Annotated in this window: 21 protein-coding genes; 12 read left to right on the top strand and 9 right to left on the bottom strand. The window is 72.5% G+C overall.

The features are described 5' to 3' along the window. Nucleotides 1–45: 45 nt before the first annotated feature. From AB0F38_RS21125 to sph, 5 genes are all read left to right on the top strand, one after another. Entirely contained in the window at nucleotides 46–774 is a 729-nt protein-coding gene (locus AB0F38_RS21125; protein WP_361895406.1) for a response regulator transcription factor, read from the top strand. Next, nucleotides 758–2734, top strand: a complete 1977-nt coding sequence (locus tag AB0F38_RS21130; RefSeq protein ID WP_361895409.1) for a HAMP domain-containing sensor histidine kinase — start codon at nucleotides 758–760, stop codon at nucleotides 2732–2734. Before AB0F38_RS21125 ends, AB0F38_RS21130 begins: the two co-directional genes overlap by 17 nt. Before the next feature lie 175 nt (nucleotides 2735–2909). Further along, the gene (locus AB0F38_RS21135) at nucleotides 2910–3287 is read left to right on the top strand and encodes an LPXTG cell wall anchor domain-containing protein (protein ID WP_361895412.1); all 378 of its coding nucleotides are present in this window, start codon (nucleotides 2910–2912) and stop codon (nucleotides 3285–3287) included. An 81-nt stretch (nucleotides 3288–3368) separates the two neighbouring features. Then, nucleotides 3369–3986, top strand: coding sequence for a class F sortase (locus tag AB0F38_RS21140; protein ID WP_361895415.1), 618 nt, complete (start codon nucleotides 3369–3371; stop codon nucleotides 3984–3986). A 251-nt stretch (nucleotides 3987–4237) separates the two neighbouring features. Further along, nucleotides 4238–5218 carry a sphingomyelin phosphodiesterase gene (gene sph / locus AB0F38_RS21145; protein WP_361895418.1) on the top strand — a complete coding sequence of 327 codons (981 nt, stop codon included), beginning with the start codon at nucleotides 4238–4240 and terminating at the stop codon, nucleotides 5216–5218. A 102-nt stretch (nucleotides 5219–5320) separates the two neighbouring features. On the opposite strand, the gene AB0F38_RS21150 is transcribed toward sph, so the two are convergent. Next, nucleotides 5321–5737 (bottom strand): VOC family protein, encoded by a 417-nt coding sequence (locus AB0F38_RS21150; RefSeq protein WP_361895420.1) that lies wholly within the window; start codon nucleotides 5735–5737, stop codon nucleotides 5321–5323. Nucleotides 5738–5955: 218 nt separating this feature from the next. Here AB0F38_RS21150 and aac(3) point away from each other — a divergent pair, with 218 nt between their 5' ends. Then, nucleotides 5956–6810 (top strand): aminoglycoside 3-N-acetyltransferase, encoded by an 855-nt coding sequence (aac(3), locus tag AB0F38_RS21155; protein ID WP_361895423.1) that lies wholly within the window; start codon nucleotides 5956–5958, stop codon nucleotides 6808–6810. On the opposite strand, the gene AB0F38_RS21160 is transcribed toward aac(3), so the two are convergent. After that, on the bottom strand, nucleotides 6735–8345 hold the full coding sequence (locus tag AB0F38_RS21160; protein WP_361895425.1) for a hypothetical protein: 1611 nt from the start codon (nucleotides 8343–8345) through the stop codon (nucleotides 6735–6737). The two genes, aac(3) and AB0F38_RS21160, sit on opposite strands and share 76 nt — an antisense overlap. Before the next feature lie 229 nt (nucleotides 8346–8574). Here AB0F38_RS21160 and argG point away from each other — a divergent pair, with 229 nt between their 5' ends. Both argG and AB0F38_RS21170 read left to right on the top strand, forming a co-directional pair. Beyond that, nucleotides 8575–10023, top strand: coding sequence for an argininosuccinate synthase (argG, locus tag AB0F38_RS21165; RefSeq protein WP_361895428.1), 1449 nt, complete (start codon nucleotides 8575–8577; stop codon nucleotides 10021–10023). 277 nt (nucleotides 10024–10300) lie between these two features. Continuing rightward, nucleotides 10301–11287 carry a class I SAM-dependent methyltransferase gene (locus AB0F38_RS21170; protein WP_361895431.1) on the top strand — a complete coding sequence of 329 codons (987 nt, stop codon included), beginning with the start codon at nucleotides 10301–10303 and terminating at the stop codon, nucleotides 11285–11287. 185 nt (nucleotides 11288–11472) lie between these two features. Here AB0F38_RS21170 and AB0F38_RS21175 read toward each other — a convergent pair whose 3' ends face one another. Together AB0F38_RS21175 and AB0F38_RS21180 are read right to left on the bottom strand one after the other, a co-directional pair. Continuing rightward, nucleotides 11473–12291 carry an isocitrate lyase/phosphoenolpyruvate mutase family protein gene (locus AB0F38_RS21175; protein WP_361895434.1) on the bottom strand — a complete coding sequence of 273 codons (819 nt, stop codon included), beginning with the start codon at nucleotides 12289–12291 and terminating at the stop codon, nucleotides 11473–11475. Between the two features lie 186 nt (nucleotides 12292–12477). Next, a complete protein-coding gene (locus AB0F38_RS21180; RefSeq protein ID WP_361895437.1) occupies nucleotides 12478–12912 on the bottom strand; it encodes a VOC family protein in 435 nt (144 codons plus the stop codon). Between the two features lie 267 nt (nucleotides 12913–13179). Here AB0F38_RS21180 and AB0F38_RS21185 point away from each other — a divergent pair, with 267 nt between their 5' ends. Together AB0F38_RS21185 and AB0F38_RS21190 are read left to right on the top strand one after the other, a co-directional pair. Then, entirely contained in the window at nucleotides 13180–13572 is a 393-nt protein-coding gene (locus AB0F38_RS21185; protein ID WP_361895439.1) for an AraC family transcriptional regulator, read from the top strand. A gap of 63 nt (nucleotides 13573–13635) precedes the next feature. Further along, the gene (locus AB0F38_RS21190) at nucleotides 13636–14046 is read left to right on the top strand and encodes a VOC family protein (protein WP_361895442.1); all 411 of its coding nucleotides are present in this window, start codon (nucleotides 13636–13638) and stop codon (nucleotides 14044–14046) included. A gap of 69 nt (nucleotides 14047–14115) precedes the next feature. Here the strand turns inward: AB0F38_RS21190 and AB0F38_RS21195 are convergent, their stop codons facing one another. The 3 genes from AB0F38_RS21195 to AB0F38_RS21205 all read right to left on the bottom strand — a co-directional run bounded on the left by AB0F38_RS21195 (nucleotide 14116) and on the right by AB0F38_RS21205 (nucleotide 18080). Further along, a complete protein-coding gene (locus tag AB0F38_RS21195; protein WP_361895444.1) occupies nucleotides 14116–15354 on the bottom strand; it encodes a VWA-like domain-containing protein in 1239 nt (412 codons plus the stop codon). Beyond that, nucleotides 15351–16625, bottom strand: coding sequence for a MoxR family ATPase (locus AB0F38_RS21200; RefSeq protein ID WP_361895447.1), 1275 nt, complete (start codon nucleotides 16623–16625; stop codon nucleotides 15351–15353). Before AB0F38_RS21200 ends, AB0F38_RS21195 begins: the two co-directional genes overlap by 4 nt. A 66-nt stretch (nucleotides 16626–16691) precedes the next feature. Next, entirely contained in the window at nucleotides 16692–18080 is a 1389-nt protein-coding gene (locus AB0F38_RS21205) for a hypothetical protein (protein ID WP_361895449.1), read from the bottom strand. A 271-nt stretch (nucleotides 18081–18351) separates the two neighbouring features. On the opposite strand from AB0F38_RS21205, the gene AB0F38_RS21210 reads away from it, so the two are divergent. Together AB0F38_RS21210 and AB0F38_RS21215 are read left to right on the top strand one after the other, a co-directional pair. Next, complete coding sequence (locus AB0F38_RS21210; protein ID WP_361895452.1) at nucleotides 18352–18687, top strand: hypothetical protein; 336 nt, start codon at nucleotides 18352–18354, stop codon at nucleotides 18685–18687. A gap of 63 nt (nucleotides 18688–18750) precedes the next feature. Beyond that, complete coding sequence (locus tag AB0F38_RS21215) at nucleotides 18751–18882, top strand: hypothetical protein (protein WP_361895455.1); 132 nt, start codon at nucleotides 18751–18753, stop codon at nucleotides 18880–18882. 481 nt (nucleotides 18883–19363) lie between these two features. Here AB0F38_RS21215 and AB0F38_RS21220 read toward each other — a convergent pair whose 3' ends face one another. Both AB0F38_RS21220 and AB0F38_RS21225 read right to left on the bottom strand, forming a co-directional pair. Next, nucleotides 19364–24025, bottom strand: coding sequence for a hypothetical protein (locus AB0F38_RS21220; protein ID WP_361895458.1), 4662 nt, complete (start codon nucleotides 24023–24025; stop codon nucleotides 19364–19366). Further along, complete coding sequence (locus AB0F38_RS21225; protein WP_361895461.1) at nucleotides 24022–24546, bottom strand: hypothetical protein; 525 nt, start codon at nucleotides 24544–24546, stop codon at nucleotides 24022–24024. The genes AB0F38_RS21220 and AB0F38_RS21225 overlap by 4 nt, the downstream gene beginning before the upstream one ends. Nucleotides 24547–25033 lie beyond the last annotated feature (487 nt).

Here is a 25033-nt window from a genome sequence, read left to right on the forward strand (position 1 = left end):
CGTGACCGGGAGAGCCGTGTTCCGGGCTCCTCTACGATCGTCCGCGTGTGCGCACATGTGATAGTCGCGGAAGACGACCCGAAGCAGGCCGAGCTCGTACGCCGCTACCTCGAACGCGAGGGACACGCGGTCACGGTGGTGGGGGACGGTCTCGCCGCGCTCGAGCAGGTCCGGCAGGGCACGCCGGACCTGCTCGTCCTCGACGTGATGATGCCGCGGGCCGACGGTCTGGACGTGATACGCGTACTGCGCGCCGAGGCCAGGGAGTTGGCGGTTCTCATGCTGACCGCCCGGTCAACGGAGGACGATCTGCTGCTCGGGCTCGACCTGGGTGCGGACGACTACATGACCAAGCCGTACAGCCCGCGCGAACTGATGGCGCGGGTGCGCACCCTGCTGCGGCGCACCCGGCGGGACGCGGCGCCGGATCCTGTCGACGAGCATGTGCTGCGGGTGGGGGCCCTCGCCGTCGATCCCGTGCGGCACGAGGTGGCGGTGGACGGTGTGCGGGTCGAGTGCACGCCCGGTGAGTTCCGGCTCCTCGCCGCGATGGCCGCTGAGCCTGACCGTGTCTTCGCACGGGAGCAACTGCTGGAGGAACTGCACGGTTTCGACCGGTACATCAGCAGCCGCACCGTCGATGTGCACATCATGAACCTGCGGAAGAAGATCGAGCGCGCGCCCCGCCGGCCGGTCCGGCTGCTCACCGTCTTCGGTGTCGGCTACAAGCTGACGGATCCCGCGAAGGGTGCCCAGCGTGCGTCGGCGCGATGAGAACGGCGGCCACCGGCTGCCGCTCCGCAAGAGCCTCCTGGGCCGTCTGCTCGCCGTGTCGGCGCTCGTCGCGGCCTGTTCGGTGGCCGCGACCGCCTGGCTGGCCGTGCAGACCACCTCCGGCGCGATCGAGCAGGAGCAGGGCCAGAACCTCACCGCCGACAGCCGTATCCACGACACCCTGCTCGGTTACGCGGCGGAGCACCCCACCTGGGACGGTGTCGGAACGACCTTGCACGAACTGGCCGACGAGTCGGGCCGACGGATCACGTTGACGACGCAGAGCCGGGAGATCCTCGCCGACTCCGCGGCGGCCTCTCCTCCTCCGCCGGCTCTGCCGTCCCAGGCGTCGGCTGTCGTCGACCCCATGTCCGTGGACGCCGGCCTGTCGTCCGGGGCCGGAACCGTCACGACCGGCGTGGAGGCCCGGGCGGGCAACGACCGGGTCGACCCCCGCGCGGTCGGCCCGTTCCGTCTGCCGCGGACCGAGCGCGCCTCGCTGATGCGCATCGCCGAGGAGGCGGCGGAGTGCCTCAACCGGGAGGGGATCGCCTCGGACGTCGTGGAGGGGCCGAGCGGGCGCCCCCGCATCCAGGTCGTGGGCAACGATCCCGACCGTGTGCAGGGCACCCGGTGTGCCACGTCCGAGCTGGACGGACCCACCCCGACCGAGCAGAAGGCGCTGACCGCGCTCAACGGTCTGGTCGACGCGTGCCTGGACCGTCAGGGGCGGGAATCCGTACGGCTCGACCTGAACCTCTCCTGGGGCACGGGCCGGGAGCCGGCGGCCGAGCCCGTGGCGACGGCGATGCCCGTGCCCTCCGCACCCGAGGCGGCCGGCCCGACCCCGACCCCCTCGCCCACCGTGGACGTCCTCACCAGTGAGAACGACCGGGCCGTCGCCTCGTGCGTCGGCATCGCCCGCCAGGAACAGCTCAGCTCCTACGTCGCCTCACCCGCGTTGCTGTTCATCAGCGATCCGGACGGCGGCGCCGTTCCCGGCTTCGATCTGTCACCCGCGAACACGGCGAGGATCACCGGGGTCGCGGCGCTCGTCCTCGCACTCACCGTGGGTGCCTCGGTGCTCGCCGGAGCACGGCTGGTACGGCCGCTGCACGCACTCACGGGAGCCGCGCAGCGCATGCGGGACGGCGAGGACTCGGCACCCGTCGTGGTCACCACGGACAACGAGATCGGGCGGCTGGCCGCCGCCTTCAACGACATGTCGGCCCACCGCGCGCGGCTGGAGGAGCAGCGCAAGGTGATGGTCAGTGACGTCGCCCACGAGCTGCGCACCCCGTTGAGCAACATCCGGGGCTGGCTGGAGGGCGCCCAGGACGGGATCGCCGACCCCGACGCCGTGTTCATCTCCTCGCTCCTGGAGGAGGCGGTGCAGCTGCAGCACATCATCGACGACCTCCAGGACCTGTCCGCGGCGGACGCGGGCGCGCTGCGTCTGCATCCCGAGCCGGTACGGATCGAGGATCTGCTCGCCCACGTCGCGGCGGCCCACCAGGCGCAGGCCGACATGGCGCGGGTGCGCCTCACCGTGGCCGCCGGTGCCCCCGTGCCCACGCTCACCGCCGATCCGGTGCGGCTGCGGCAGGCGGTGGGCAACCTGGTCTCGAACGCCGTACGCCACACCCCCGCGGGCGGCCGGGTGACGCTGCGGGCGTACGCCACCGAGTCCGGGGAGGAGGTGGCGGTGGAGGTCGCCGACACCGGCAGCGGCATCCCGGCGGCGGACCTGCCGTACGTCTTCGACCGCTTCTGGCGGGCCGAGAAGTCCCGCAACCGCCGCACCGGCGGCAGCGGTCTGGGCCTGGCGATCGTCCGCAAGCTCACCGAGGCGCACGGCGGCACGGCCGGTGTGGTCAGCACGGTGGGTGGGGGGTCGGTCTTCACCCTGCGCCTGCCGCCGGCCGGTCCCGACGGCACGTCTGCGGGACCGGTCCGATGAGGCCGGCCCGGCTCCGGCGGCACGCGTCGAGCCCCGGCCCCCATGCCCTGATGCGATGAACACAGCGTCCTGACAGCTTCCTCATATCTCCACTCCAGTCTGTCGTCATGCCCGGCGCCCGCTGCGCAACCGCACACGGGCCCCATCGACGCCGGGCCGGAATCGGAGTCACTCGATGTTCCCTCGTTCGACGCTGCGCGCCGCAGTCCTCACCGCCGTCGCGGCCGGCGCGGTCCTCCTGCCCTCCGCCGCGGCCTTCGCGGACGACGCGCCCAGGCCGAAGCCCTCCGCCACCCCCACGCCCAGCGCGGTGCCGACGGAGGCCCCCCAGCCCGGCGAGGCCGCCGAGCCCACCAGGGTGCCCACCGCCGTGCCGGCCGACGCCGTGCCTCCGGGCACGCTGCCGCGGGGCGGCGTCGCGGCCGGTGAGCGTGCGGCCGGAGAGACGGGCGGCAGCACCGCGCTGTACGGCTCGGCGGCGGGCGCCGTCCTGCTGGCCGGCGCCGGCACCCTCGTGCTGCGCCGCCGCTCCGCCGCACACGGCAACGGCTGATCCGCCACCGGTGGCGCCGCTCCGCACGACGGGGCGGCGCCACTTTCCGTACGCCCAGAACCCCTTACGCCCGGAGCACTCATGTCCCGTACCGCACACGCGTTCCGGCGGACCGTCATCGCGTCGGCCGTCGCCACCCTGATCCTGGTCCCGCTCACCGGCTGTTCCTCGTCCGGGGCGGCGGAGTCCCCGTCCCCCGCGCAGTCCCCGGCCGCCGTCCGGGCGTCGGGCTCCCCGGCCGAGGAACCCCTGAAGGCACCGGCTCCCACGCAGGTCACCATCCCCTCCATCGGGGTGACCAGTGAGCTGATGCGGCTGGGGCTCAACGCGGACGGCACCGTGGAGGTGCCGCCCGCGGAGAAGGGGATGACGGCGGGCTGGTACGCGGGCGGGGCCGTTCCCGGTGAGCCGGGGGCCGCCGTGCTCATCGGTCACAACGACACCCGGTTCGGCAAGGCGGTCTTCCACGACCTGAGGAAGATCACCAAGGGTGCGGACATCGCCGTTCTCGACGGGAGTGGCAAGCGGACGCACTTCACGGTCACGGGCACCGAGACCGTGAGCAAGAACGCCTTCCCCACGCGGAAGGTCTACGGAGCGACCAGCGAGCGCGTGCTCCGGCTGGTGACGTGCGACGGCTCGTTCGACGCGGCCGGGCACCCCGTGGACAACCTCATCGTGTACGCGACGCTGCGCTGACCGGGCCGCCAGGGTCCAGGGATCGCCGTGTGGGAGGTGAGGTCCACCGCGAGGGGCGCACCGGGCGGTCGCGCGGGTCGCCTCCCACACCGGCCCGTACCCCGGGGGCGGTCGCGCGGCCCGCGCCGGACGCGTTCGGCATCGCTACAACTGCCCGCCGTACTCCCGGCATCCGATGTCTACCCATGAGTAACTCCGCCTGCTTTGATGGGCTTCACCGGTCCACCTCCCACCCCACAGCAGGAGAACCCGTGACGCACACCGCGATCCGCCGCATATGCGGCGCGACCCTGGCCTTCGCCGCACTCGCCGCCGCCACACCGGCCGCCGACGCCGCCCAGGCATCGGCACCGGCCCCGTCGCTGCGCGTCCTGACGTACAACGCGTTCCTGTTCAGCAAGACCCTCTACCCGAACTGGGGGCAGGACCACCGCGCGGCGGCGATACCCGAGGCGGGCTTCTTCCGGGGCAACGACGTCGTCGTACTCCAGGAGGCGTTCGACAACGCGGCCTCGGACGCGCTGATGCGGAACGCCTCCGACCGGTACCCGTACCGCACACCGGTGGTGGGCCGCAGCAAGAGCGGCTGGGACGCGACCGGCGGTTCGTACTCGGCCGCGACCCCGGAGGACGGCGGCGTCGCCGTGCTCAGCGTGTGGCCGATCGTCCGCAAGGAGCAGCACGTCTTCAAGGACGCCTGCGGCAGCGACTGGTGGTCCAACAAGGGCTTCGCCTACGCCGAACTGGACGTGAACGGCACCCGGGTGCACGTCGTGGGTACCCATGCGCAGTCGACCGACCCCGGGTGCGGTGCGGGGGAGGCGGCCGAGAAGCGCAGCCTGCAGTTCCGGCAGATCGATGCCTTCCTGGACGCCAAGAACATCCCCGCGTCCGAACAGGTCGTCGTGGCAGGTGACTTCAACGTCGACTCGCACTCCCCCGAGTACGCGTCGATGCTCGCCGACGCCGGTCTGGCCGACGCCGATGCCCGCACCGGACACCCGTACTCCTTCGACACCCGGGACAACTCGATCGCGTCCGAGCGCTACCCCGACGACCCCCGCGAGGACCTCGACCACGTGCTGCACCGCGCCGGACACGCGAAGCCGTCCGGCTGGACGAACGAGGTGGTCAAGGAGGAGAGCGCCCCCTGGACCGTGTCCAGCTGGGGCACGGACTACACGTACACGAACCTGTCGGACCACTACCCGGTGGTGGCGTCCGGACAGTAGGGGCACGGGCACCGGGTCCGGCCCGGTGCCCCCGCCGTTCCCGCGCCACCTGATCCGCCCCGCCCTCTCCGCGTCGAGAACAGCGGGACGCGGCCGGGCCCCCTACGGCCGGATGTAGGGCCGGGTCATGATCTCCATGTTGTGGCCGTCCGGGTCGCCGAAGTACGCCCCGCGACCACCGAAGAGCCGGTTGATCCGGCCGGGTTCGGTGTGGCCGGGGTCCGCGTAGTAGGTGACGCCGAGCGTCCGGAGACGGCTGATCATGGCGTCGAACCGCGCGTCGGGCACGAGGAACGCGTAGTGCTGCGCCTGGACCGGCTCGTCCCGCTTCTCGTAGTAGTCGAGCGTCACCCCGTTACCGAGGTCGACGGGCAGGAAGGGGCCGAACGGTGCGCCCACCTCCAGGCCCAGGACCGCGGCCAGGAATTCGGCCGACAGGTAGCGGTCCGAGGCGTACACGGCGGTGTGGTTCAGCTGGACGGTGGTGACACCCTGGTCGAGGGTCTGTTCGTTCCGCATGTATGGCAACTCTCCGGGTCATGGGTTCCGTTGGGACACGGCGCCGCGCGGGGCGCCGGACGGTACGACTCGGAGCAGGGGCGGGCCTCGTGCCCGCCGTGCGGTCATTCCACAGCCGGGCGCCGCTCTCGTAGATGGCCCAAGGCCGACCCGGCAGTCACCCGTTGATCGTAACGCGCGTCTCCCCGGCTTTCCGGGCGACGGCTATCTTCGCGTGCATGGACGACTTGAACTCGCTCCGGCGCGCGCACGGCCCCGTCACCCGCAGTCGGCTGGTCCGGGACCTGACCGCGCTCGGGCTCACCGATGGCGACCTCGTGATGTTCCATACGCGGATGTCCGCCATCGGGTACGTGGCGGGCGGCCCCGAGGCGATCATCGGTGCCCTCGGCGACGTCGTCGGGGACCGCGGAACCCTGATGGTGACCTGCGGCTGGAACGACGCCCCGCCCTACGGCTTCACGGGCTGGCCGCAGGCGTGGCAGGACGCCGTGCGCGCGGAGCATCCGGCGTACGACCCCGAGCTGAGCGAGGCGGACCACACCTTCGGCCGTCTGCCGGAGGCTCTGCGCCGCCGGCCGGGCGCCGTCCGCAGCCGCCATCCCGACGCGAGCTTCGCCGCACTCGGCGCCGCCGCCGCGGCGTTGACGGCCGACCACCCCTGGGACGACCCGCACGGCCCCGGCAGCCCGCTGGCGAAGCTGGTCGCCCTGGGCGGCCGGGTCCTTCTCCTGGGTGCCCCGCTGGACACCCTCACCCTCCTGCACCACGCGGAGGCTCTCGCGGTGGCACCGGGCAAGCGGTTCGTGGACTACGAGCAGCCGGTCCGCGTGGACGGGCGGCGGGTCTGGCGGCGGTTCCGTGACATCGACTCGGAGCACGGCGCCTTCGACTACTCCTGCGTCGTGTCCGGGGGACAGGATCCGTTCGAGGCCATCGCCGAGGACATGCTGGCCGCGGGTATCGGCCGCCGGGGCCGGGTCGGCGCGGCCACGAGCTATCTGTTCGAGGCGGACGAGGTCGTGCGCTTCGGGGTCGGGTGGATCGAGGAGAAGCTGGGTGCGGCCCCGTAGTACCTGGCCGGCGAGGCACTCGCGGCGGTGTCCACCCCCGGCAGCAGACCCCGGTGGGGCCCGGCTCCCCGTGTGTACGGCAGGGGGACCGAGCGCCATGCCCGGGCGTAGGCGGGCGGCTCCGCACGGCCGGCCACGAGGACGGCCACCGGTGTCCGGCGGGCGACGGCGCTGATCCCTTCGGGGGTGATGCTCGCGTCGTGGCCGCCGGTCTGGCGCGAGGAGCAGCCGGCGTAGTAGGCGATGGGGACGGCCTGGTCCCCGCTGACCACGCACGGCGGCCGCACCCCCAGCCGGTTCAGCGCGCCGGCGACGGCCGCGTAGCCGGCGCTCGTGGAATGGCTGCTGGCGGACACCCGGCTGAGGACCTGGAGCTGAACGGCGAAGTGACCGGCCAGGACCAGGGCCGCCAGCGTGACCCCCGCCGTCCGTCGGGCCTCCCCCGCCCGTGCTCCGGTCGCCCGGGTGAACAGCTGGATGACACATTCGGCCACGGGTACGGCGAGCAGCGCGTAGGCGGGGAGGAGGAACCGGGGTGCGGCGTACTCGATCAGAAACAGGTACGGCACCGCCAGTGACCCCGCGGTGGCCGTCGCCACCAGGGCGGCGGTGCCTCGGCCCGCACGGTGCGCGACCATGGTCCCGCCGGCCGTGAGAATGGGGAGCGCGGCCCACCAGACCGCGGTTCCCGGGTGCTTCCACGGGATGTCGCAGGGGCGGCACAGCGTGCGCCCCTCCAGGGATCTGACCTGGTCGTCGACGGCCATGTTCCATCCCAGGCCGCCCTGGATCTCGCCGGCCCGGTGCAGCCGGGCACGCACGCCTCCGTACTGCGTGTACGCCTCGGCCACCCAGGGCGCGCAGCCCGCGAGCAGCCCGACCACGAGCGCGGCGCACAGGTCGGGCCGCCTCCGGCCGGGCAGCAGCACCGCCGCGAGGGCGAGCGGCAGGGTCAGCCAGAAGCCGTCGGCGGGGCGCATCAGGGCGACCAGGGCCACGGCCGCCCCCGCCCCGAGCGGTTCGGCGCGGCCGGTCACGCCGCTCACGGCTCTCACGACCCACCCGGCGGCGGCCAGCGCTCCCAGGGCGCACCAGAGGTTCGGCATCGCCATCGGGCCGTAGAACAGGGTGGGCCACAGCCCGGCGAACAGCGCGCCCGCGCCGACGAGAACGGGTGTGGGGAGCACTTTCCGCCAGATCCACAGGGCGACGACCAGTGCCGCGGCGGAGAGCAGCACGAGGTAGATCCGCAGCAGGATCGTGGAGGTGGTGAGGGCGGCCACCGGGGCGACCAGGTACGTGATGCCACGGGCCCGGGGCGCGCTGAAGAACGCCGGGGGCGCCTGGCCGCCGACCTGGCTGACGTACACGGTCTCGTCCCAGGCCAGCCCCGATCCCGGTACGACGACAACCAGTTGGACGAGGGCGAAGACCGTGGCCACCGCCGCCAGCCAGGGCAGCGGGCCCAGGACCCGTCCCCGGGACCGTACGGTTACGACCTGCGGCCCCGGGCGCGCCGGCCGGCACTCCTGCATGACCGCTCCTCACCGAGACAGACGTGTCCGAATGCGACGGATGCCACCCTGCCCGACGCCGGGGCCCGGACGACCGGGACGCGCCGCCCGGTGGATCACCGGGCGCGGCGCGGCGCTCGGGTGCCGCTGCGGCGGCCGCACGGGTCGCGACGGGGGCCGGCGATCGAGCCTCCGTACACGCACACCGACCCGCATTGCATGATCATGCGAAATGACGCATACTCTTCCTATGTCTAAGGTTCTCACCTCCCTGCCCACCGGCGAGCGCGTCGGCATCGCCTTCTCCGGCGGCCTCGACACCTCCGTCGCGGTCGCGTGGATGCGCGACAAGGGTGCCGTCCCGTGCACCTACACCGCCGACATCGGCCAGTACGACGAGCCCGACATCGCGTCGGTGCCCGGCCGCGCCACGGCCTACGGCGCCGAGATCGCGCGCCTGGTCGACTGCCGCGCGGCGCTGGTCGAGGAGGGCCTGGCCGCGCTCACCTGCGGCGCGTTCCACATCCGCTCGGGAGGGCGCGCGTACTTCAACACGACGCCGCTCGGCCGTGCCGTCACCGGCACCCTGCTGGTCCGGGCGATGCTCGAGGACGACGTGCAGATCTGGGGCGACGGCTCCACGTTCAAGGGCAACGACATCGAGCGGTTCTACCGCTACGGCCTGCTCGCCAACCCGCACCTGCGGATCTACAAGCCGTGGCTCGACGCGGACTTCGTCACCGAGCTCGGTGGCCGCAAGGAGATGTCGGAGTGGCTCCTGGCCCACGGCCTCCCCTACCGCGACAGCACCGAGAAGGCCTACTCGACCGACGCCAACATCTGGGGCGCCACCCACGAGGCCAAGACCCTGGAGCACCTCGACACGGGCGTCGAGACCGTCGACCCGATCATGGGAGTGCGGTTCTGGGACCCCTCGGTCGAGATCGCCGCCGAGGACGTGACGATCGGCTTCGACCAGGGCCGCCCGGTGACGATCAACGGCAAGGAGTTCGCCACCCCGGTCGACCTGGTGATGGAGGCGAACGCGATCGGCGGCCGCCACGGCCTGGGCATGTCCGACCAGATCGAGAACCGGATCATCGAGGCCAAGAGCCGCGGCATCTACGAGGCCCCGGGCATGGCGCTGCTGCACGCCGTGTACGAGCGCCTGGTCAACGCGATCCACAACGAGGACACGGTCGCGCAGTACCACAACGAGGGCCGGCGCCTCGGCCGCCTCATGTACGAGGGCCGCTGGCTCGACCCGCAGGCGCTGATGGTCCGCGAGTCGCTGCAGCGCTGGGTGGGCGCGGCGGTCACCGGCGAGGTGACCCTGCGGCTGCGGCGCGGCGAGGACTACTCGGTCATGAACACCTCCGGCCCGGCGTTCAGCTACCACCCGGACAAGCTGTCCATGGAGCGCACCGACAACTCGGCGTTCGGCCCGGTCGACCGGATCGGCCAGCTGACCATGCGCAACCTCGACATCGCCGACTCCCGTGCCAAGCTGGAGCAGTACGCCGGCCTCGGCATCGTCGGCAACGCCCACGCCGCGCTCCTCGGCGCGGCCCCGGCCGAACCGACGGGCCTGATCGGTGCGATGCCGGAGGGCGGCGCCGAGATCATCGCCTCCCGGGGCAGGTCCGAGGACGACGACGAGATGCTGGACCGTGCGGCGATGGAGTTCGGCACCGACTAGTCGGGCCTGACGGCCACGCGACAGGAGGGTCCCGCCACGCCGCCGGAACGGCGCGCGGCGGGGCCCTCGGCTCATTTCAGCCCCGGGAGGCCTCCTCGACGTCGGTCTGGCCGGCCAGCCTGGCAACGGTTCCGGGAAGGGAACGTCGGCCCAACTCTGTCCGGCCGCAGTGTGTCGGCCGGCGAAATCCTCGTACGCACCGCTGATTTTCGCGGACGGACCTCCGGCGCGCGACGTTAATCTCGACCCGTCCAGCCGACGATTCCGCGAGGTATCCGTGACGCCCCTCAGCAAGCTCTACCTCCAGCTCGACGACGTCGAACTTCCGGACGCGATCCCCTACTCCCAGGTGAGCTCATGGGAACTGCGCTTTCTCTACCTGCTGGGACGCCACCGGCTGACCGGCAGGGGCAAGGCGATCGAGCTCGGATCGGGCGGCGGCGGATCGACGTACGCGTTCGCACTCGGTCTGTCGGAGAATCCGGCCTTCGACACGGAGGTCGACAAGCTTCACGCGTACGACTTCTTCCGGGTCGGGAAGGGCACCTTCGCCTCGGAGAAATTCTTCTCCGCCGGGGTCGCGCCCGAGGACAGCAACTCCTTCCTCGACGACTTCAAGGACAAGCTGAAGCCGTTCATCGACTTCATCGAGCTGCACCCCGGTGACATCTGGCAGACCTCCGACCCCGAGGACCACAGCCCCATCGAGTTCCTGCACGTCGACATCGCGAAGACGGCGCGGGTCTTCCGCTGTGTGGCCGAGCGCTTCCTGCCGCGCCTGGAGCCAGGATCCGTGCTGTTGCACCAGGACTTCGCCAGCCCCCGGCTGCCGTGGCTGCACTACAGCACGGGTCTGCTGCTGCCGTACATCGAGATCGCCGGGCCGCCCGTCCGCTCCACCTTGGCCTTCGAGGTGGTCAGGCCCATCCCGCAGCAGGTGCTGCGGGACATGGCCGAGGACTCGTTCAGCACCGACGAGAAGCTGAAGCTGATGTCGGCCGTGCAGGACGTCGTCGACCGGGACCACACCGGCGGGATCCCGTTCAAGGCCGTCATCGAACTCGCCAAGGCCTACGTCGCCCACTACGACGGTGACCCCCGCCGCGCCTGGAAGATCGCCGAGCCGCTGACCTCCGACGCCTACCTGAGCCGGACCCGCAGGGACCACTTCGCCCAGCTGGAGAAGGCGCTGAACGAGGCTGCGCCCGACCGTGGAACCTCCGGTCTCGCCAAGCTGCTCAGGAGAATGACGGGCCGGGGCTGATAGTCCCCGCCCTCCTCAACCGCTTGCGGGTGACGGCAGCGGGCACGGCGGACAGACCGATCCGGTGAAAGGGATCACGGTCCGCGACAGGCCTGCCGCACCCGCACGCGCCGGCACGCCACCCGCCCTGCCACGCGGCTCGGGCAGGACGGGCTTCATGCCGGCGCCCGCCGCCTGAACCAGGGTCAGTGGCGCGCGGAGAAAAGCCCGTTGAGTTCCGGGAAGGCCATGCCCTCGGCGAGAGAGGCGTAGTCGCCGGTGCCGAAGAGCTCCTGCGCGGCGCGGCGGGCGGCAGCGTAGGCGGCCTGTGCCACGCCCGAGCCGAGACTGACGCGAGCCACGCCGAGGGTGCCGAGCTCGGCAACGGTCGGGGCGCCGGGGACGGCCATGACGTTCAGCGGTACGGAGATGTCACTGACCAGCGCCGTGATGGTGGCGGTGTCGGTGATGCCGGGGACGAAGATGCCGTCCGCACCCGCATCGACGTACATGTGTGCCCGGGCCAGGGTCTCCTTCAGCCGGGTGTCAGGGTCGCCGAGCCCGAACAGGAAAGTGTCGATACGGGCGTTGAGGAACAGGTCCACGCCTGCCCGGCCGGCGGTCTGCCGGGCCGCGGCCAGCCGCGCCGCGAGCTCTGTCGGGGGCCGGGTGCCGTCCTCGATGTTGACGCCGACGGCACCGGCCTCGATCACCCCGGCTACGGTCTCGGCAACACTGGTGGCATCCGTCCCGTACCCGCCCTCGATGTCCGCCGTGACCGGAACCGCGACGGCGGCGACGATTCGGCCGACCAGCTCCAGCGCCCGGTCGCGTGGAAGGGAATCGCCGTCAGGAGAACCCAGCGACCAGGCGACACCGGCACTGGTCGTGGCGATCGCCGGGGCGCCCGCGGCCTCGATGACGCGGGCGCTCGCGACATCCCAGGCGTTGGCGAGGGCCAGGGGCGCGGGTGCGGTGTGCAGGGAGCGGAAGACGCGGGCGTTGTCGGCCTGTGTGTTGGTCATGGACGCAGTCAAACACCGACTGCGTCCACCTTCTCGCAAGAACCCGACACGGACGCCGAAAACCGACGCACTTGCCCCCGCCTTCCCGGCCTGCCGGACTGTCTGCCCGGCAGGAGGAGGCCGACACACCTCCCGCCGCAAGGTCCGGGCCAGGAGACTGCTCCCCCTCACCGTTTCGGAGGATGCTCAGTCGAGACAGAACTCGTTGCCCTCGATGTCCTGCATCGAGATGCACGACTCGTTGTGGTCGTCGGCAAGCAGCAGTTGTACGCGCGTCGCGCCGAGCGCGACCAGGCGTGCGCACTCGGCTTCGAGCGTGGCGAGGCGCTCCTCACCCACGAGCCCGGTGCCGGCGCGCACGTCGAGATGCACCCGATTCTTGGCGACCTTGCCTTCGGGAACGCGCTGGAAGTACAGCCGCGGGCCCACGCCTGAGGGATCACTGCAGGCGAACGCTGAGCCCTGCCGCTCGGGCGGCAGGGAGCGATCGAAATCGTCCCACGTAGCGAACCCCTCCGGTGGCGGCGGGACGACATACCCCAACACCTCGCACCAGAAGCGAGCGACGCGCTCGGGTTCCGCGCAGTCGAAAGTGACTTGGACCTGCTTGACCGATGACATCGGCGCACCATAACAGGGGGGCCGCGTTACTCATGTCCCTTTATGGATCGGCATGTTGTCGGGAGGGCGGCCCCGGCTGCGCGCGGTCACGGAGGTGAACCGATGTGAACGATGCCGTGAAGAGCACCGAGGAGACCTCGGGGGAATCGGGGCAGGCCTTGACGAACCAGGTGTGGAGCGGACGGGAACGGCCCCGTACGCGACGCCCCGGAGGATCACCACCCCGCCGAGGCAGGCCAGGGTCCGGGGACATGGTCTGATGGCTTCGTGAGCCGCGCCTCAGAGGAGACGAACCGCCGTATGCTCCGGGCACGGGACGCGATGGACCGGGCGTACGCACAACCGCTGGACGTCCCGGCCCTGGCCCGCATCGCCCACGTGTCACCGGCGCACTTCGCCCGCACCTTCCGGGCCACGTTCGGCGAGACGCCGCACCGCTATCTGCAGCGGCGCCGTGTCGAGCGGGCGATGTTCCTGCTGCGGGAGACGGACCGCAGCGTGACGGACATCTGCTTCGAGGTCGGCTTCGGCAGCGCCGGGACCTTCAGCCGAACGTTCCGGGACATCGTCGGGCGACCGCCGAGGACGTACCGCAGGGAGTCAGTGCCCCTGGACGTCCCGACGTGCTTCACGAAGGCATGGACCCGGCCGCGCACCTGACCGCCGCGCAACTGAGCAGTTCTGGAGAAGTTCCGCTACGGCGCGGCCAGTAGCGTGAAGCACATGTTCACCGCGATCACACACTCACAGATCTACGTACTCGACCAGGACGAGGCCCTCGACTTCTACGTGGGCACGCTCGGCCTGGAGGTCAACGCCGATGTCGACATGGGCTTCATGCGCTGGCTGACCGTCAGCGTCCCGGGTCACCCGGAGCGCCAGATCCTCCTGGAGAAGCCGGGGCCTCCGGCGATGTCCCAGGAAACTGCGCAGCAGGTGCGGGAGCTGGTGACCAAGGGCGCGATGGGAGGCTCACTCATCCTCACGACGAACGACTGCCGCGCGACGTACGAGACGCTGCTGAGCCGGGGTGTCGAGTTCACGGACGAGCCCACCGACCGTCCATACGGCACCGACTGCGGCCTCCGTGACCCCTTCGGCAACAGCATCCGCTTCACCCAGCCGAAGGCCTGAGAGCCGGCAGCGACGGATACCGGAGGGCCGGCGACCGCGGCCCCCCGGATCCGCCGCGGGGCGCTTTCCCTACCCGATGTCGACCACGCGGGCCCACGAGGGCGGGGCGTCCGGGACGTAGTCGGGATCGTCCTCGTCCCAGGAGCCGTCCCCGTGCCGGGGGAAGAGGCCCACCACCGTCCGGCACGGTGGCGGGGCGCTCGGCCAGGGCGTCTGCCCGTCGGTCAGGGCCACGATGACGTCCGGCCGGGGCTGCGTCCGGAGCGCCTTGGTGAAACCCGTGCGCAGATCCGTCCCCCCGCCGCCGACCAGCGGGATGCCCTCGGCACTGCACAGCGGGTGCACGACCCTGGCCGAGGCGTCGCAGGGCAGGACGCTGACCAGGTCGCGACGGCCGCCCACGGCACGGGAGATCGCGGCGACTTCGAGGAGCGCGCTGCCCAGTTCGGCGTCGCTGACCGATCCGGAGGTGTCGATGACCACGGAGACCCGGGGCGGCTTGCGCCGCAGGCTGGGCAGGACGATGCCGGGCAGCGAGGCCGAGCGCCGGGACGGACGGCCGTACGTGTAGTCCTCGCCCGCGCCCGAGCCGGAGGCCGCGGAGCGGACCGCCGCGCCCAGCAGGTCGCGCCATGGCTGGGGCGGGTGGAACGCCTCGTCCGCCCACCGCTGCCAGCCCTCCGGGGCGTTCCCCGGACGGCCGGTGATGCCCTGCGCCACCCGGAACCGCACCGCGTCACGCTCCTGTGCGCTGAGCCCGTGCGCACCGTCCGGTCCCAGGTCCCATCCCCTTTCCAGCCCGTCGGCGCCGCTGCCGCAGTCCAGCCAGGCGAGGCCCTGCGTGTGCGGGCCGAGCCGGAATCTGCTCAGGTACTCCTCCATGAGCAGCCCCCCGGGGAGCCCCAGGGACCACGGCTCGACGGCGTCTTCGGGCCCGACCAGCCCGTCGCCGAACACGTCGTCGTTGATCTCGCAGTCGGCGGCGATGTTCATCCGCAGCCGCTCCCCCGGGCCCGTCAGCCCGCGCTCCCGCGCGACCCGGTCGCTGCGTCCGTGATGGTCGCGCAGCAGGTGGGACACCTCGTGCACCCACACCCCGGCCAGTTCCTCCTCCGATGTCCGTGCCACGAACGTGGGCGAGACGTAGCAGCGCCAGTGCCGGTCGACGGCCATCGTCGGTACCCGTCGCGACTCCACGGTGTGCAGGGCGAACAGCGCCGTCGCCAGATAGGGGCGGACCCGTGCGGCGTGCAGCCGGGCGGCGAAGAGCTTGTCGAGGTCCAGTGCCCCCGGATCACCCGTGGTCATCGACCCGCCTTCGCGCCCACCGCGGTCCGGGCCGCCGCCCGGTCGGCGGCCCGGTCCGCGCGCCGGGACAGGGACACCGCTCCGGCGAGCCGTTCGATGGATTCCGGAACGTCCCAGTCCTCCCGGCGCAGGGAGGCGAGTGTGGTCGCGGGGACGACCACGAGGTCCGGCGCTCCCGTGTCCAGTGCCCGGACGAGGAGTGCCCATGCCGCGTCCCAGCGGGACTTCTCCGGGCGGTTGCGGACCGCCGCCACCACACCGTCGAGGACGGCCTGGCGCAGATCCCCTCGCTCGGGGAGGACCGCACCCACCGGGTCGGCGAGCAGCGTCTCCGGGTCCGGGAGGTCCAACCGGTCCAGGCTCGCCAGCAGTTCCAGCCCCGGGCCGTCCCCCACCGTGCCCCTGACCAGGAGGGACAACACCTCTCGGGAGGAGCCGGCGGCGGTCGCGAAGGCGATCAGGCTCAGCGTCATGTCCCAGCTCCGGGGCGACGGCCAGGGGCCGCCGCGGCGCGTTTCGCTGCCGGGCATCTGGTGCACGAGCTTGGGCCGGGCGGCGAGGAGCCCGCACACGGCGCGGCGGGCGAAGTCCACGGCCTCGGGCAGCCTCCCGGGGTCGAGCTGGGGCAGGGTGGCCCGGGGCCACGTGCCGCCGAGACCGCGCACCACGACCTCGTGGTCATGGGCCCACTTCAGGTGGACGAACCGGTTGGCCAGCGGCGGGCTCAGTTCCCATCCGTCGGCCGCCGAGGACCGCGGGTTGGCGGCGGCCACGATGCGGACCCCGGGCGGGAGTCGCAGGGTGCCTATCCGCCGTTCGAGGACGAGGCGGAGCAGGGCGGCCTGGACGGCGGGGGGCGCGGTGGACAGCTCGTCCAGGAACAGCAGCCCCCGGCCTGCCCGGACGAGGCGTACGGCCCAGTCCGGCGGGGCCATCGGGACGCCGTTCTCCGCGGGGTCGTCCCCGATGACGGGGAGCCCGGAGAAGTCGGACGGCTCGTGCACGCTGGCGATGACCGTGGTCAGCGGAAGGTCCAGGGACGCGGCGAGCTGCGTGAGGGCCGCGGTCTTGCCGATGCCCGGCTCGCCCCACAGGAGTACGGGCAGGTCGGCGGCCACGGCCAGCGTCAGTGCCTCCAGCTGGGTATCGGGGCGCGGTTCGGTGGCGGTGTCACGCAGCAGGGCCGTCAGGCCGTCGGCCACGTCGAGTTGGGAGGCGCGGGGCGGGCCGGAGGGGGTGGCGGCCGTGACGGGCGGGGTGCATGTGGACATGTGTGATCACCTTTCGGGTTCGTGACGGGGTGAGGGGGTGCCGGCGGCGCGGCGGAGGAAGCCGGGTCAGCGGGGGGTCAGGTGGCGCGGGCGGGCGTGTGGGTCGCGGATGAGGACATGGTCAGGGCGGTAGCGGGCGGGTCCGGGTCCGATCAGATCCGCCCTGAACAGTCCGTACGTGATCCGTCGCCGCGCGGCCGCTTCCAGTTCCTCCCGCAGGGCGCCGCCGCGCAGCACGGCTCCGGGACCGAGCAGCCCCTCGACGACAGCCAGCGCACCGGCGGTGTCGCCGTGGTCCAGGCGTTCGCGGACCCCGGCGAGGCAGTCCGGGCGGCGGTGCGCCTCGTCGATGGCCCGTAGGCAGGGCAGCGGGGTTCCGGTGAGTGCGACGAGGAGTTCCTCGCGGCGGATCTCGTCCGGGTCGTGGTCCAGCGGGGCCAGGACGCCGTCGACCAGGCCGATCCGGTGCCTGGCGCCTCGGCATTCCACGAGGTGCGGCTGTCCTGCCTCCTGCGGAGTACGGGAGGTGCCGGCCCATGGATGATCCGGGACCAGTGCCTCGATGACCAGTGGGTGGAGCCGCCCGGGCTCGATCGAGCCGGTGCGCAGGAGCTCCAGGTCGGGGAGTACCCAGGTCGCGGCGTCCGGCAGGACCGGTGGCGCCGGGGCGCCGTGTCCGGTGGCCGGCTCCGCGATGCGCAGGCAGGGGGGGCCGTCCGCCTCCGCGACCAGGTCCAGGTGGAGCCGGTGCCGGGCTCCGAACCGTACGGCGACGAAGCCGTCCGTCCGCCGCTCGGCGCGGAGCAGTCTCTCCGCCTCGGCAGCCCACCGGTCGACGGCGCAGAGGCGCCCCGGCGGCACCCGTTCCCGTACCTCCGGGTCCACCTCGGCATGGCCGGCGGGCTGCCGGTCTGCCCCGGAACGGGTCCGCAGCTCGCCGGTCCTGCGCGCGTCCCACAGATGGCGGTGCAGATCGAGGCGGAACCGCCGGTTCGGGTGGGGGTGCGGATGGCGGCGGGTGCCCGCCCCGGTGTGGGATCCGTCCCACAGACCGAGGCTGATCCGCTGGCCGGCGTCCGCCCAGGCGGGCGGAGTTCGGACCACGAGATGCAACGGGCGTGCGCGAGCGGCGGCGTCGTACCGGGCCAGGGCGATCGTCAGACCCGGCCGCAGCAGACCGTGCGGAGCGATCCTCGGCATGTGCCAGCGCAGCAGATCGGGTGCCAGATGACGCAGATCGGCCCGGATCAGGGCCGCGTGTTCCTGCCCGTGGGTCCGCGCCACGGACCGTAGGTCGAGATCGACGTCGACGCCTGCGGCGGCGCACGCCCCTGCCCAGTCGCCGGCGGCACGGCGGGCGGTCGCAGTCTCGATCATGGAGGGCGGCACGGCGAACTCGCGCACGCGCAGCCAGAAGGACGGGTGGGAATCCCGGTTCGCGGTGTGAGTGAGCATCAGCACTCACCTTGCGCGGACGGGTCCCCCAATCTGTGAACGGAGTGAGTCATCATCGCGGGCAGCGTAGCGCGCCGCCCTGCCGAACTGCCAGGTATTTGAGGTCTGTACGCCGCAGGCCCCGAAAGCGGTGGCGCTCGCGGGGTGCCGGAGGCGCCACGCGTTCCGCACTCCGTGTCCGTGCGACAGGCGTGCACCCAGGACCTCGAGGGGGTTGACCGCACCGCGGGCGCTCGCGTCCAGCAGAATGGAGGTGACGGAGGGGATCCTCATGGCACACTCCGACCGGCCCGTGCCGGACGGCGAAGCAGCGCGTGGACGCCACACGCGAGACATCCGCAACGACCGGCAGGCCGTACGGCACCTGCTCAGAGCCGATACGGGCGGTGCCCACCTCGGGCTGGCCCTGACCATCGGTGTGCTGCTCGTGGCCGCCGGTTTCTCCGGACCCCGCTGGGTCCTGATCGTCTTCATCGTGTCCGTCGTCTGTGCCGCCTGGTTCGTCCTGGCCCTGGCGGTCGTCCACGTCCGGGGTGCACGTGGCGAGAACGCGGTCCGGCGGGCCTACATCGCGACGTTCGGCTGGGGCGGCTACGTCACGCCGTGAACGGCCACGGGACCGGCACCGCGGGGCCGCCACCGATGACGTCAGGTCATAGGATGAGTTGCTATGGCACACGGTCCGCACAAGATCGGCACATGGCGCCAGGGGCGCGACCCGCGGCGCCGCAGGATCGGGGTGCTCGGCTGGGCCCTGCTGCTCCTGCTCCTGGTCGCACTCGTCGCACTGGGACCGCGCTGACCCGCGGCCCGGCGCGCCCTTCCGCCCACGCGCCGGGCGCCACGGGGATCAGCCCTCGCCCCTGACCCCGTCCCCGGACAGCTTCTGCTCGACGATGACCTTGCCGGACGCGTCGTACACGACCGATCTGTTGGTCATCTTCATGGCGGGTGACTCCTCGTCGGCGTGGCCGCGTCAGCGGCGGGGGCGGATCTCCACCCCCCTCAACGCCGCGTCACCTGTCCGCGGGTGACACCTCGGCCCGAGTCCGCCGTGCCCGGGACCGTGGTCCTCGCTCGTCCGTCGGGCTCCGGTTCGACGCCGCCGGAACCCGATGAGGCCGCCGGCCGGCCTCTGCCTCGGTGACGCCGGTACGACCGGCGGGAAGAAGTCCCGCTCGGCTGCCATGGCCGCCGCGCACCGGCAGGGGGGCTTCGTCGTCGGCGATGAGGGTGGTCAGGGCGGGCAAGCTGATCCAGCGGTTCGGGAGCCCGGGCCGTCCTCAGTTCCCCGCGGGGAGCGGAGTCGCGCGAACAGGGAAGGCCGTGAGGACATCCGTGGGCGATGGAGAGGGGGCGGGGGTGAGGGTGGGGCAGACGCGTCGGAAGGGGACACCCTGGGCCATCCGCTCCCATTCGGCGAGGGTGGGGTTGGCCGCGGCGAGGCGGCATGCCCGTCGAACCGGGTCACGCAGGGTGGCGCCGAGCTGGGCGATGTTCCAGCGGACGGCCTGACCGGGGTAGTTGTACGTGGTCAGTGTGGCGCCGTCGGAGGACATGCCGAGGGCGACCGCCTCGTCCTCCAGGGTGAGGGTTGCGACGGGGTGCGGAGCGGTGGGGTCCCACACGTCCCAGGCCAGGAGCCGGGTGCCGGAGCCGGCTCCCGTGAGCAGTCGGCCGTCCGCGCTGAACGCGTACGGCCCCGTCTCGCTGCCCTGGGGGAGGTGGCCCCGGAAGCGGGGCCGGGCCGGGTCGGAGACGTCGTAGAGGAAGCCTCCCCTTCCACCGAATTCCGTCACCACCAGTCGGGTGCCGTCGGGGGAGAACGCGCGCGGCGTCGGATAGGGACGGCTGCCGTCGGCGGAGGGCAGGGCGGACAACCGGTCGGGCCTGCGCGGGTCGCCTACGTCGTACAGTGCCCCGTCGACGGCCAGGACGGGGTCGTCGGGGGCGAGCAGGACTTCAGGGACGTGCTTCCAATTCCGTTTGACGGAGCCGAGCCGCTCCGGCCGGCCGGGCCGGGAGAGGTCCCACAGGGTGGCACCGGCCTTGGAGCCGGTCGCCATGAGGCCGTCCCGGATGGAGACGTTCAGGTCGTACGTGTCGCCCGCCGCGCCCGCGCGGAACCGGAACTCCTGCTTCGGGCGGGCGGGATCCCTGACGTTCCACACCGTCAGGACGCCTGCCGGGCCTTCGGCCGCCAGCCGACCGCCGTCGGTCGAGAACCACATCGCCTGGTTCTGGAATTCCCCGCCCGCGAGGCGGACCGCGCCCGCCCGGTGGCCCGCGGACAGCCCTGTCAGCGGAATCAGACCGAGCTGATCGTCGGCGGCGGCCACGGCCAGCAGGCGCCCGTCGGGGGACATGACGTGGGGGACCACCGATTCAACCCACCGGTAGTAGTCCGATGCGGGTACGGTGTACGGCCGCGCCGCGATGGTGGGGAGCATCCGGTCCGTCAGCGACCAGAACCGTACGTTTCCGTCGCGGTCGCCGGTGGCGAGCGTACGGCCGTCGGGCGCGAATGCCAGGGCCGAGACGGTGGTGGCGTGACCGGACAGGACGGCCGAACGGGCCGGGCGGGCCCCGGAGACGTCCCATACCGTCGCCGAGTGGTCGGTGCTGCCGAGGGCGAGGTGGCGGCCGTCCCGGCTGAGTGCGACGGCTTCGACCGGGCCGCCGTGGCCGCTGACCACGGCGGTGGGGCGGCGGTCCGCGGCGGCAAGGCCTTGGCCGGCCGCCGCGGAGACGTCCCACAGGCGGACCTGGGCGTCGCCGGAGCCGACGGCGAGGGTCTTCCCGTCCGAGCTGACGGCCATGGCGTGGGCCGGGCCGCCGGTGCCCTCCAGCGTGCCGAGGCTGCGCGGCCGGGCGGGGTTCCCGACGTCCCACAGCTCCACTGTGCCGTCCTGCCAGGCCAGCGCGAGGAAGACCCCGCCCGGCCCGAAGGCGGCGGCCTGGACGTTGCTCTCGCGCTGCGGGAAGGTCGCGCGGGCGCGGACGGCGGCGCGTCCCGGGTCCACCGACCAGAGCCTCGTCTCGTAGGAGGACGACGTCATCAGCAGCCGGCCGTCGGGGCTGAACTCCGCCTGTTCCACAGGCCCCTCCATCGGCAGCGCGCTCCTGCCCCGGGGCTGCGGGCGGCCGCGGTCGGCGGCGAGCGAGAACGCGCCCACGGACTTCTCGTCGTCCGCCCCGGTGAGCAGCAGGGACGTGCCGTCGCCTATCCAGAGCGCGGTCTCCCCGAGGAAGCCCGGCTCCTTCGCGACGACCTCGGCGAGCGTGCGCGGCTCCCCGCCGGCCCGTGACGCGTCCCACAGGCCGACGATCCCGTCGTACCGGCCCACGGCCAGGGTCCGGCCGTCGCCGCTGTACGCCATTGATTCGACCCAGCCCCCGGCGTCGAGGGAGCCCGCGTACTGCGTTCCGCTCAGTACGTCCGTCAGTGTGTCGCGGGTCTGTGACGACGGGGCCTCGCGGTAGGCGGCGACCGCGAGCAGCAGGGCCGCGCGCGGATCGGTGCCGATGCCGGAGCGGGCGGCTGCCTGGAGCTGGCGGTTCTGTGCCTGTTCGCCGTTGGCCCGGGCGTTCGACCGCTGTTGGAGCGCGACTCCCGCGGCGACCAGGGCCAGGCACAGTATCCCGCCGATCACCCCGGCGAACTGCCTCAGCCGGCGCGCCTGACGCCGCAGACGTAACCCCGCCTGACGGAGGTTCTCCGCTTGCTCGTGCTCCCGTTCCAGCGCGTCCCGGAGCTCGCGCGTACGGCGCCTCTCCTCCTCCAACTGGTGCCGCTCGCGCAGTCGTTCGGAGCGGTCGAGGGCCTGGCTCGCGGCGACGAACTCCCGGTCGAGGGGGCGTACCAGCCGTGCGTGCCGCTGCTCGCCCAGCCAGTCGTCGGCCGCCACCAGGCGCGTGCCGCGGTAGCAGTACTCGGGGGAACGCCCGGCGCGGTTCCAGGCGTCCGCGGCGTCGGTCAGCTGCTGGCGGGTCACCAGCCCGGCCCGGTCCTCTTCGATCCAGCGCCGGAGCCGGGGCCAGGCACGCAGGAGCGCTTCGTGGGAGATCTGGGCCGTGGTCTGGTCGACGGTGATGAGGCGGGCCCGGGCGAGCCGGTCGCGGACGCCGGTGACCGTGCGCCGCCGGGCCCCGGAGCGGTCCTCGAGCAGTTCGTCGAGGCCGATGCGGCGGCGGACGGCCTCGTCGCCGCCGCCGGTGAGGGTGACCATGGCGAGGACCAGTTCGCGGACGGCTTCGCGGCCCGGCTCGTCGAAGCCCTCGTAGATGTCCTCGGCCGTACGGGCCACGGATTCCCAGATCCCGCCGGTCGCCGCGTATCCGGAGAGGGTGAGGGTCGCGCCGCTGCGGCGCATCCAGGTCTCGCGCAGGGCGTGGGCGAGGAACGGCAGCGCCGAGCCGTGGTCCCGGCCGCCGCCCTCGCGGGTATCACGGAGGAGGAGGCCGACGAGTCCGGTCTCCAACTGGAGTCCGGCGTCGTGGGCCGGGTGCTCGATGGCGGCGCGCAGGGCGTCCTCGTCCATGGGCCAGACATTCCACTGCCTCTTGAGGGCGGGACGGAGCTCGGGGTGTTCGAGGCAGCTTCCGTAGTGGTCGGCCCGCAGGCCGAGGACGACGCGGGGGCTGTCGCTGTCCGTGGCGGCGGTCGCGCCGCGGCACAGGGCGCGGATGAACCGGGCGCGCTCGTCGGTGTCCTTGCAGGCGGTGAAGACCTCCTCGAACTGGTCCACGACCAGCACCCGGCAGGCCCCGTCGCCGGGCAGGCGGCCGTCGCCGAGCTGCCGCTCGACCTCCGCCCGCGGTGTGCCGGAGGCCCGGGTCCACAGGTCGGCGAGGGCGCGCAGCGGGTGCGGTCCCGGGGACGCGAGCAACAGCGCGGGCCAGGGCGTGGCGGGGTCTGACTCGTAGCGGCGTTCGAGGCCGGCGAGCAGACCCGCCCGCAGGATGGAGGACTTGCCGACACCGGAGGCGCCGACAAGGACGACCGGCGCGGGGGCCGCCGCCTCCGGCGCACCCGTCGGCCGTGCGGGCCGTACGACCTCGGTGATCAGATCGCCGGCGAGCGCCTCGCGGCCGAAGAAGCGCTCGTGGTCCTCAGGTCGGAAGGGTTCCATGCCGGGGTAGGGGCAGGCCGTGCTGTCGGCGGGGTGCGCGGTCCCGGGCGTGGGTACGGAGGCGGCGGGATAGGCCCTGTTGGCGGCGACGACGAGTTCGCCCACCCGGTCCTCGCTCTGCCGGTGGGGGCGTACGGGCCCGTCCTGGAACCGGCGGTCGAGATGGGCGTACACACCGTCCAGGGTGAGCCAGGCGGGCGCGGATGGATCGCCCTCCTGGAGGAGGTCGAGCAGTTTCCCGGTGAAGAGCGTGTGACGCTCGCCCTCGGGCGCGAAGGAGACGGCGTAGTTCGAGGCGGAGGTCAGCAGGAAGCTGCCGTCGGGCCGTGCGGTGACGTAGGGGTCGCGGGCGGATCCCCGGGAGGCTGCCTGCGCCATGCCGGAGAAGCAGCAGTCGAGCAGGACGACGACGCGGGCGCCGCTGTTGCCGAGCGTGTCCCTGATGACCTGGTACGGGATGGAGCGCGCGATGCCCTGCGCGGAGCTGGTGGCGGTGGCGAGGTAGAGCTGGTCCTGCGGGCCCAGCAGCCCGTGGCCGATGAACGCGAAGAGGACCAGGCCGCGGGTGTCGGCGACGGCCTGCTCGATGGCCTCGACGACGGTGGCGCCGTCGGAGGGGTCGAGGAGCAGCTCGATCTGCGAGGGCTCCATGCCGCAGATCCCGTGGAGGGCGCGGGCGAGGTCGCGGGCGGACGCTTCGACGCTGGGCAGGTCGGGGAGTCGAGACCCGGCGCCGTGGACGCTTGTGCCGACGACCACGGCGCGGACGCCGGGGCCCGCGAGGTCACTGGTACGGCGCTGCGGAGCGGTCACGGACGGCGGGTGTCAGCCCCGGGCTCGGCGTCGGGCCCGGATTCTTCCCGTCCGTCACCGGGTGCCTGGGCGGTTCCGCCCGCCGCCCCGGGTTCTGCCGGGGCAACGCCAGGCTCGGCCTGGACCTCACGCTCGGCCGGGTCCCGGCGCTGCGTCGGGACGCCCAGCTGCCCCGCGATCTCCTGGGCGAGTGCGCCGGCCTGCTGGGCGCTGAGGCCCTTGACCCGGTCGGACGTCACGGTCACCTCGGTGCCGTCGGGCCTCGTGATGGTCACGGTCTGACTGCCGCTGCGGTTCTGCACCCAGGTGACCACCGCAGCCGCCAGCACGGTGCCGATGCCCCCCGGCTCCAGCAGCACGGTGACGAACTCGGTGGCCGTCCCCATCGTCCCGGGCGCCGGCGGATCACCGGCCCCGCGCTGCACGCGCCCGCGCAGCTCCCGCTGCTTCCCGAGCCAGCCCCTGAGATCGTCCGTACCGACCCGACCGCCGTCGTCCAGCGCCGTGATGGCGATCTTCATGGTTCTCCCGCCTGAACAGTACGAAGGCCAACTGGCTTTCACTGTACTGAAGATCGTCTCTCGATAGCGCCCACTTCCGGCCGAAGCGGCCCACCCCGCTCACGGCGGACGGTCGCCTGCGCGGAAGCGGATCCGCCCGGCTCATACCCCTTGCTCTCCCTGAACTACGGTGTCTGATCAGCCGGCTCGACCGGTCCCGCCCGGGCATCGACCACGTTCTGCACCGGTCACACCGGCGACGGCACCGAGCTCGCCTCAGCCATGACGGACGACTCGGCGGCACACCACCGGAACCTGCCCGGCCATCAGGCCAAAGACCGTTGCGGTATTAGTACTCCAGTCGTGCTTCTCCATTTGTCCTGGTCACAGGGCCTTTCTGGAGTCTAGTTTGCTGACGCTCTATCAGGTGGGTGGAGGTTCGTGACTCACCCGATCGGGGTGCGTTGAACCAGTCATGGAGATGGAGAGTGACGTCGAAGTAGGTCTG

The organism is Streptomyces sp. NPDC025273 (assembly GCF_040638585.1).
Classification (GTDB): Bacteria; Actinomycetota; Actinomycetes; order Streptomycetales; family Streptomycetaceae; genus Streptomyces; species Streptomyces cinereorectus.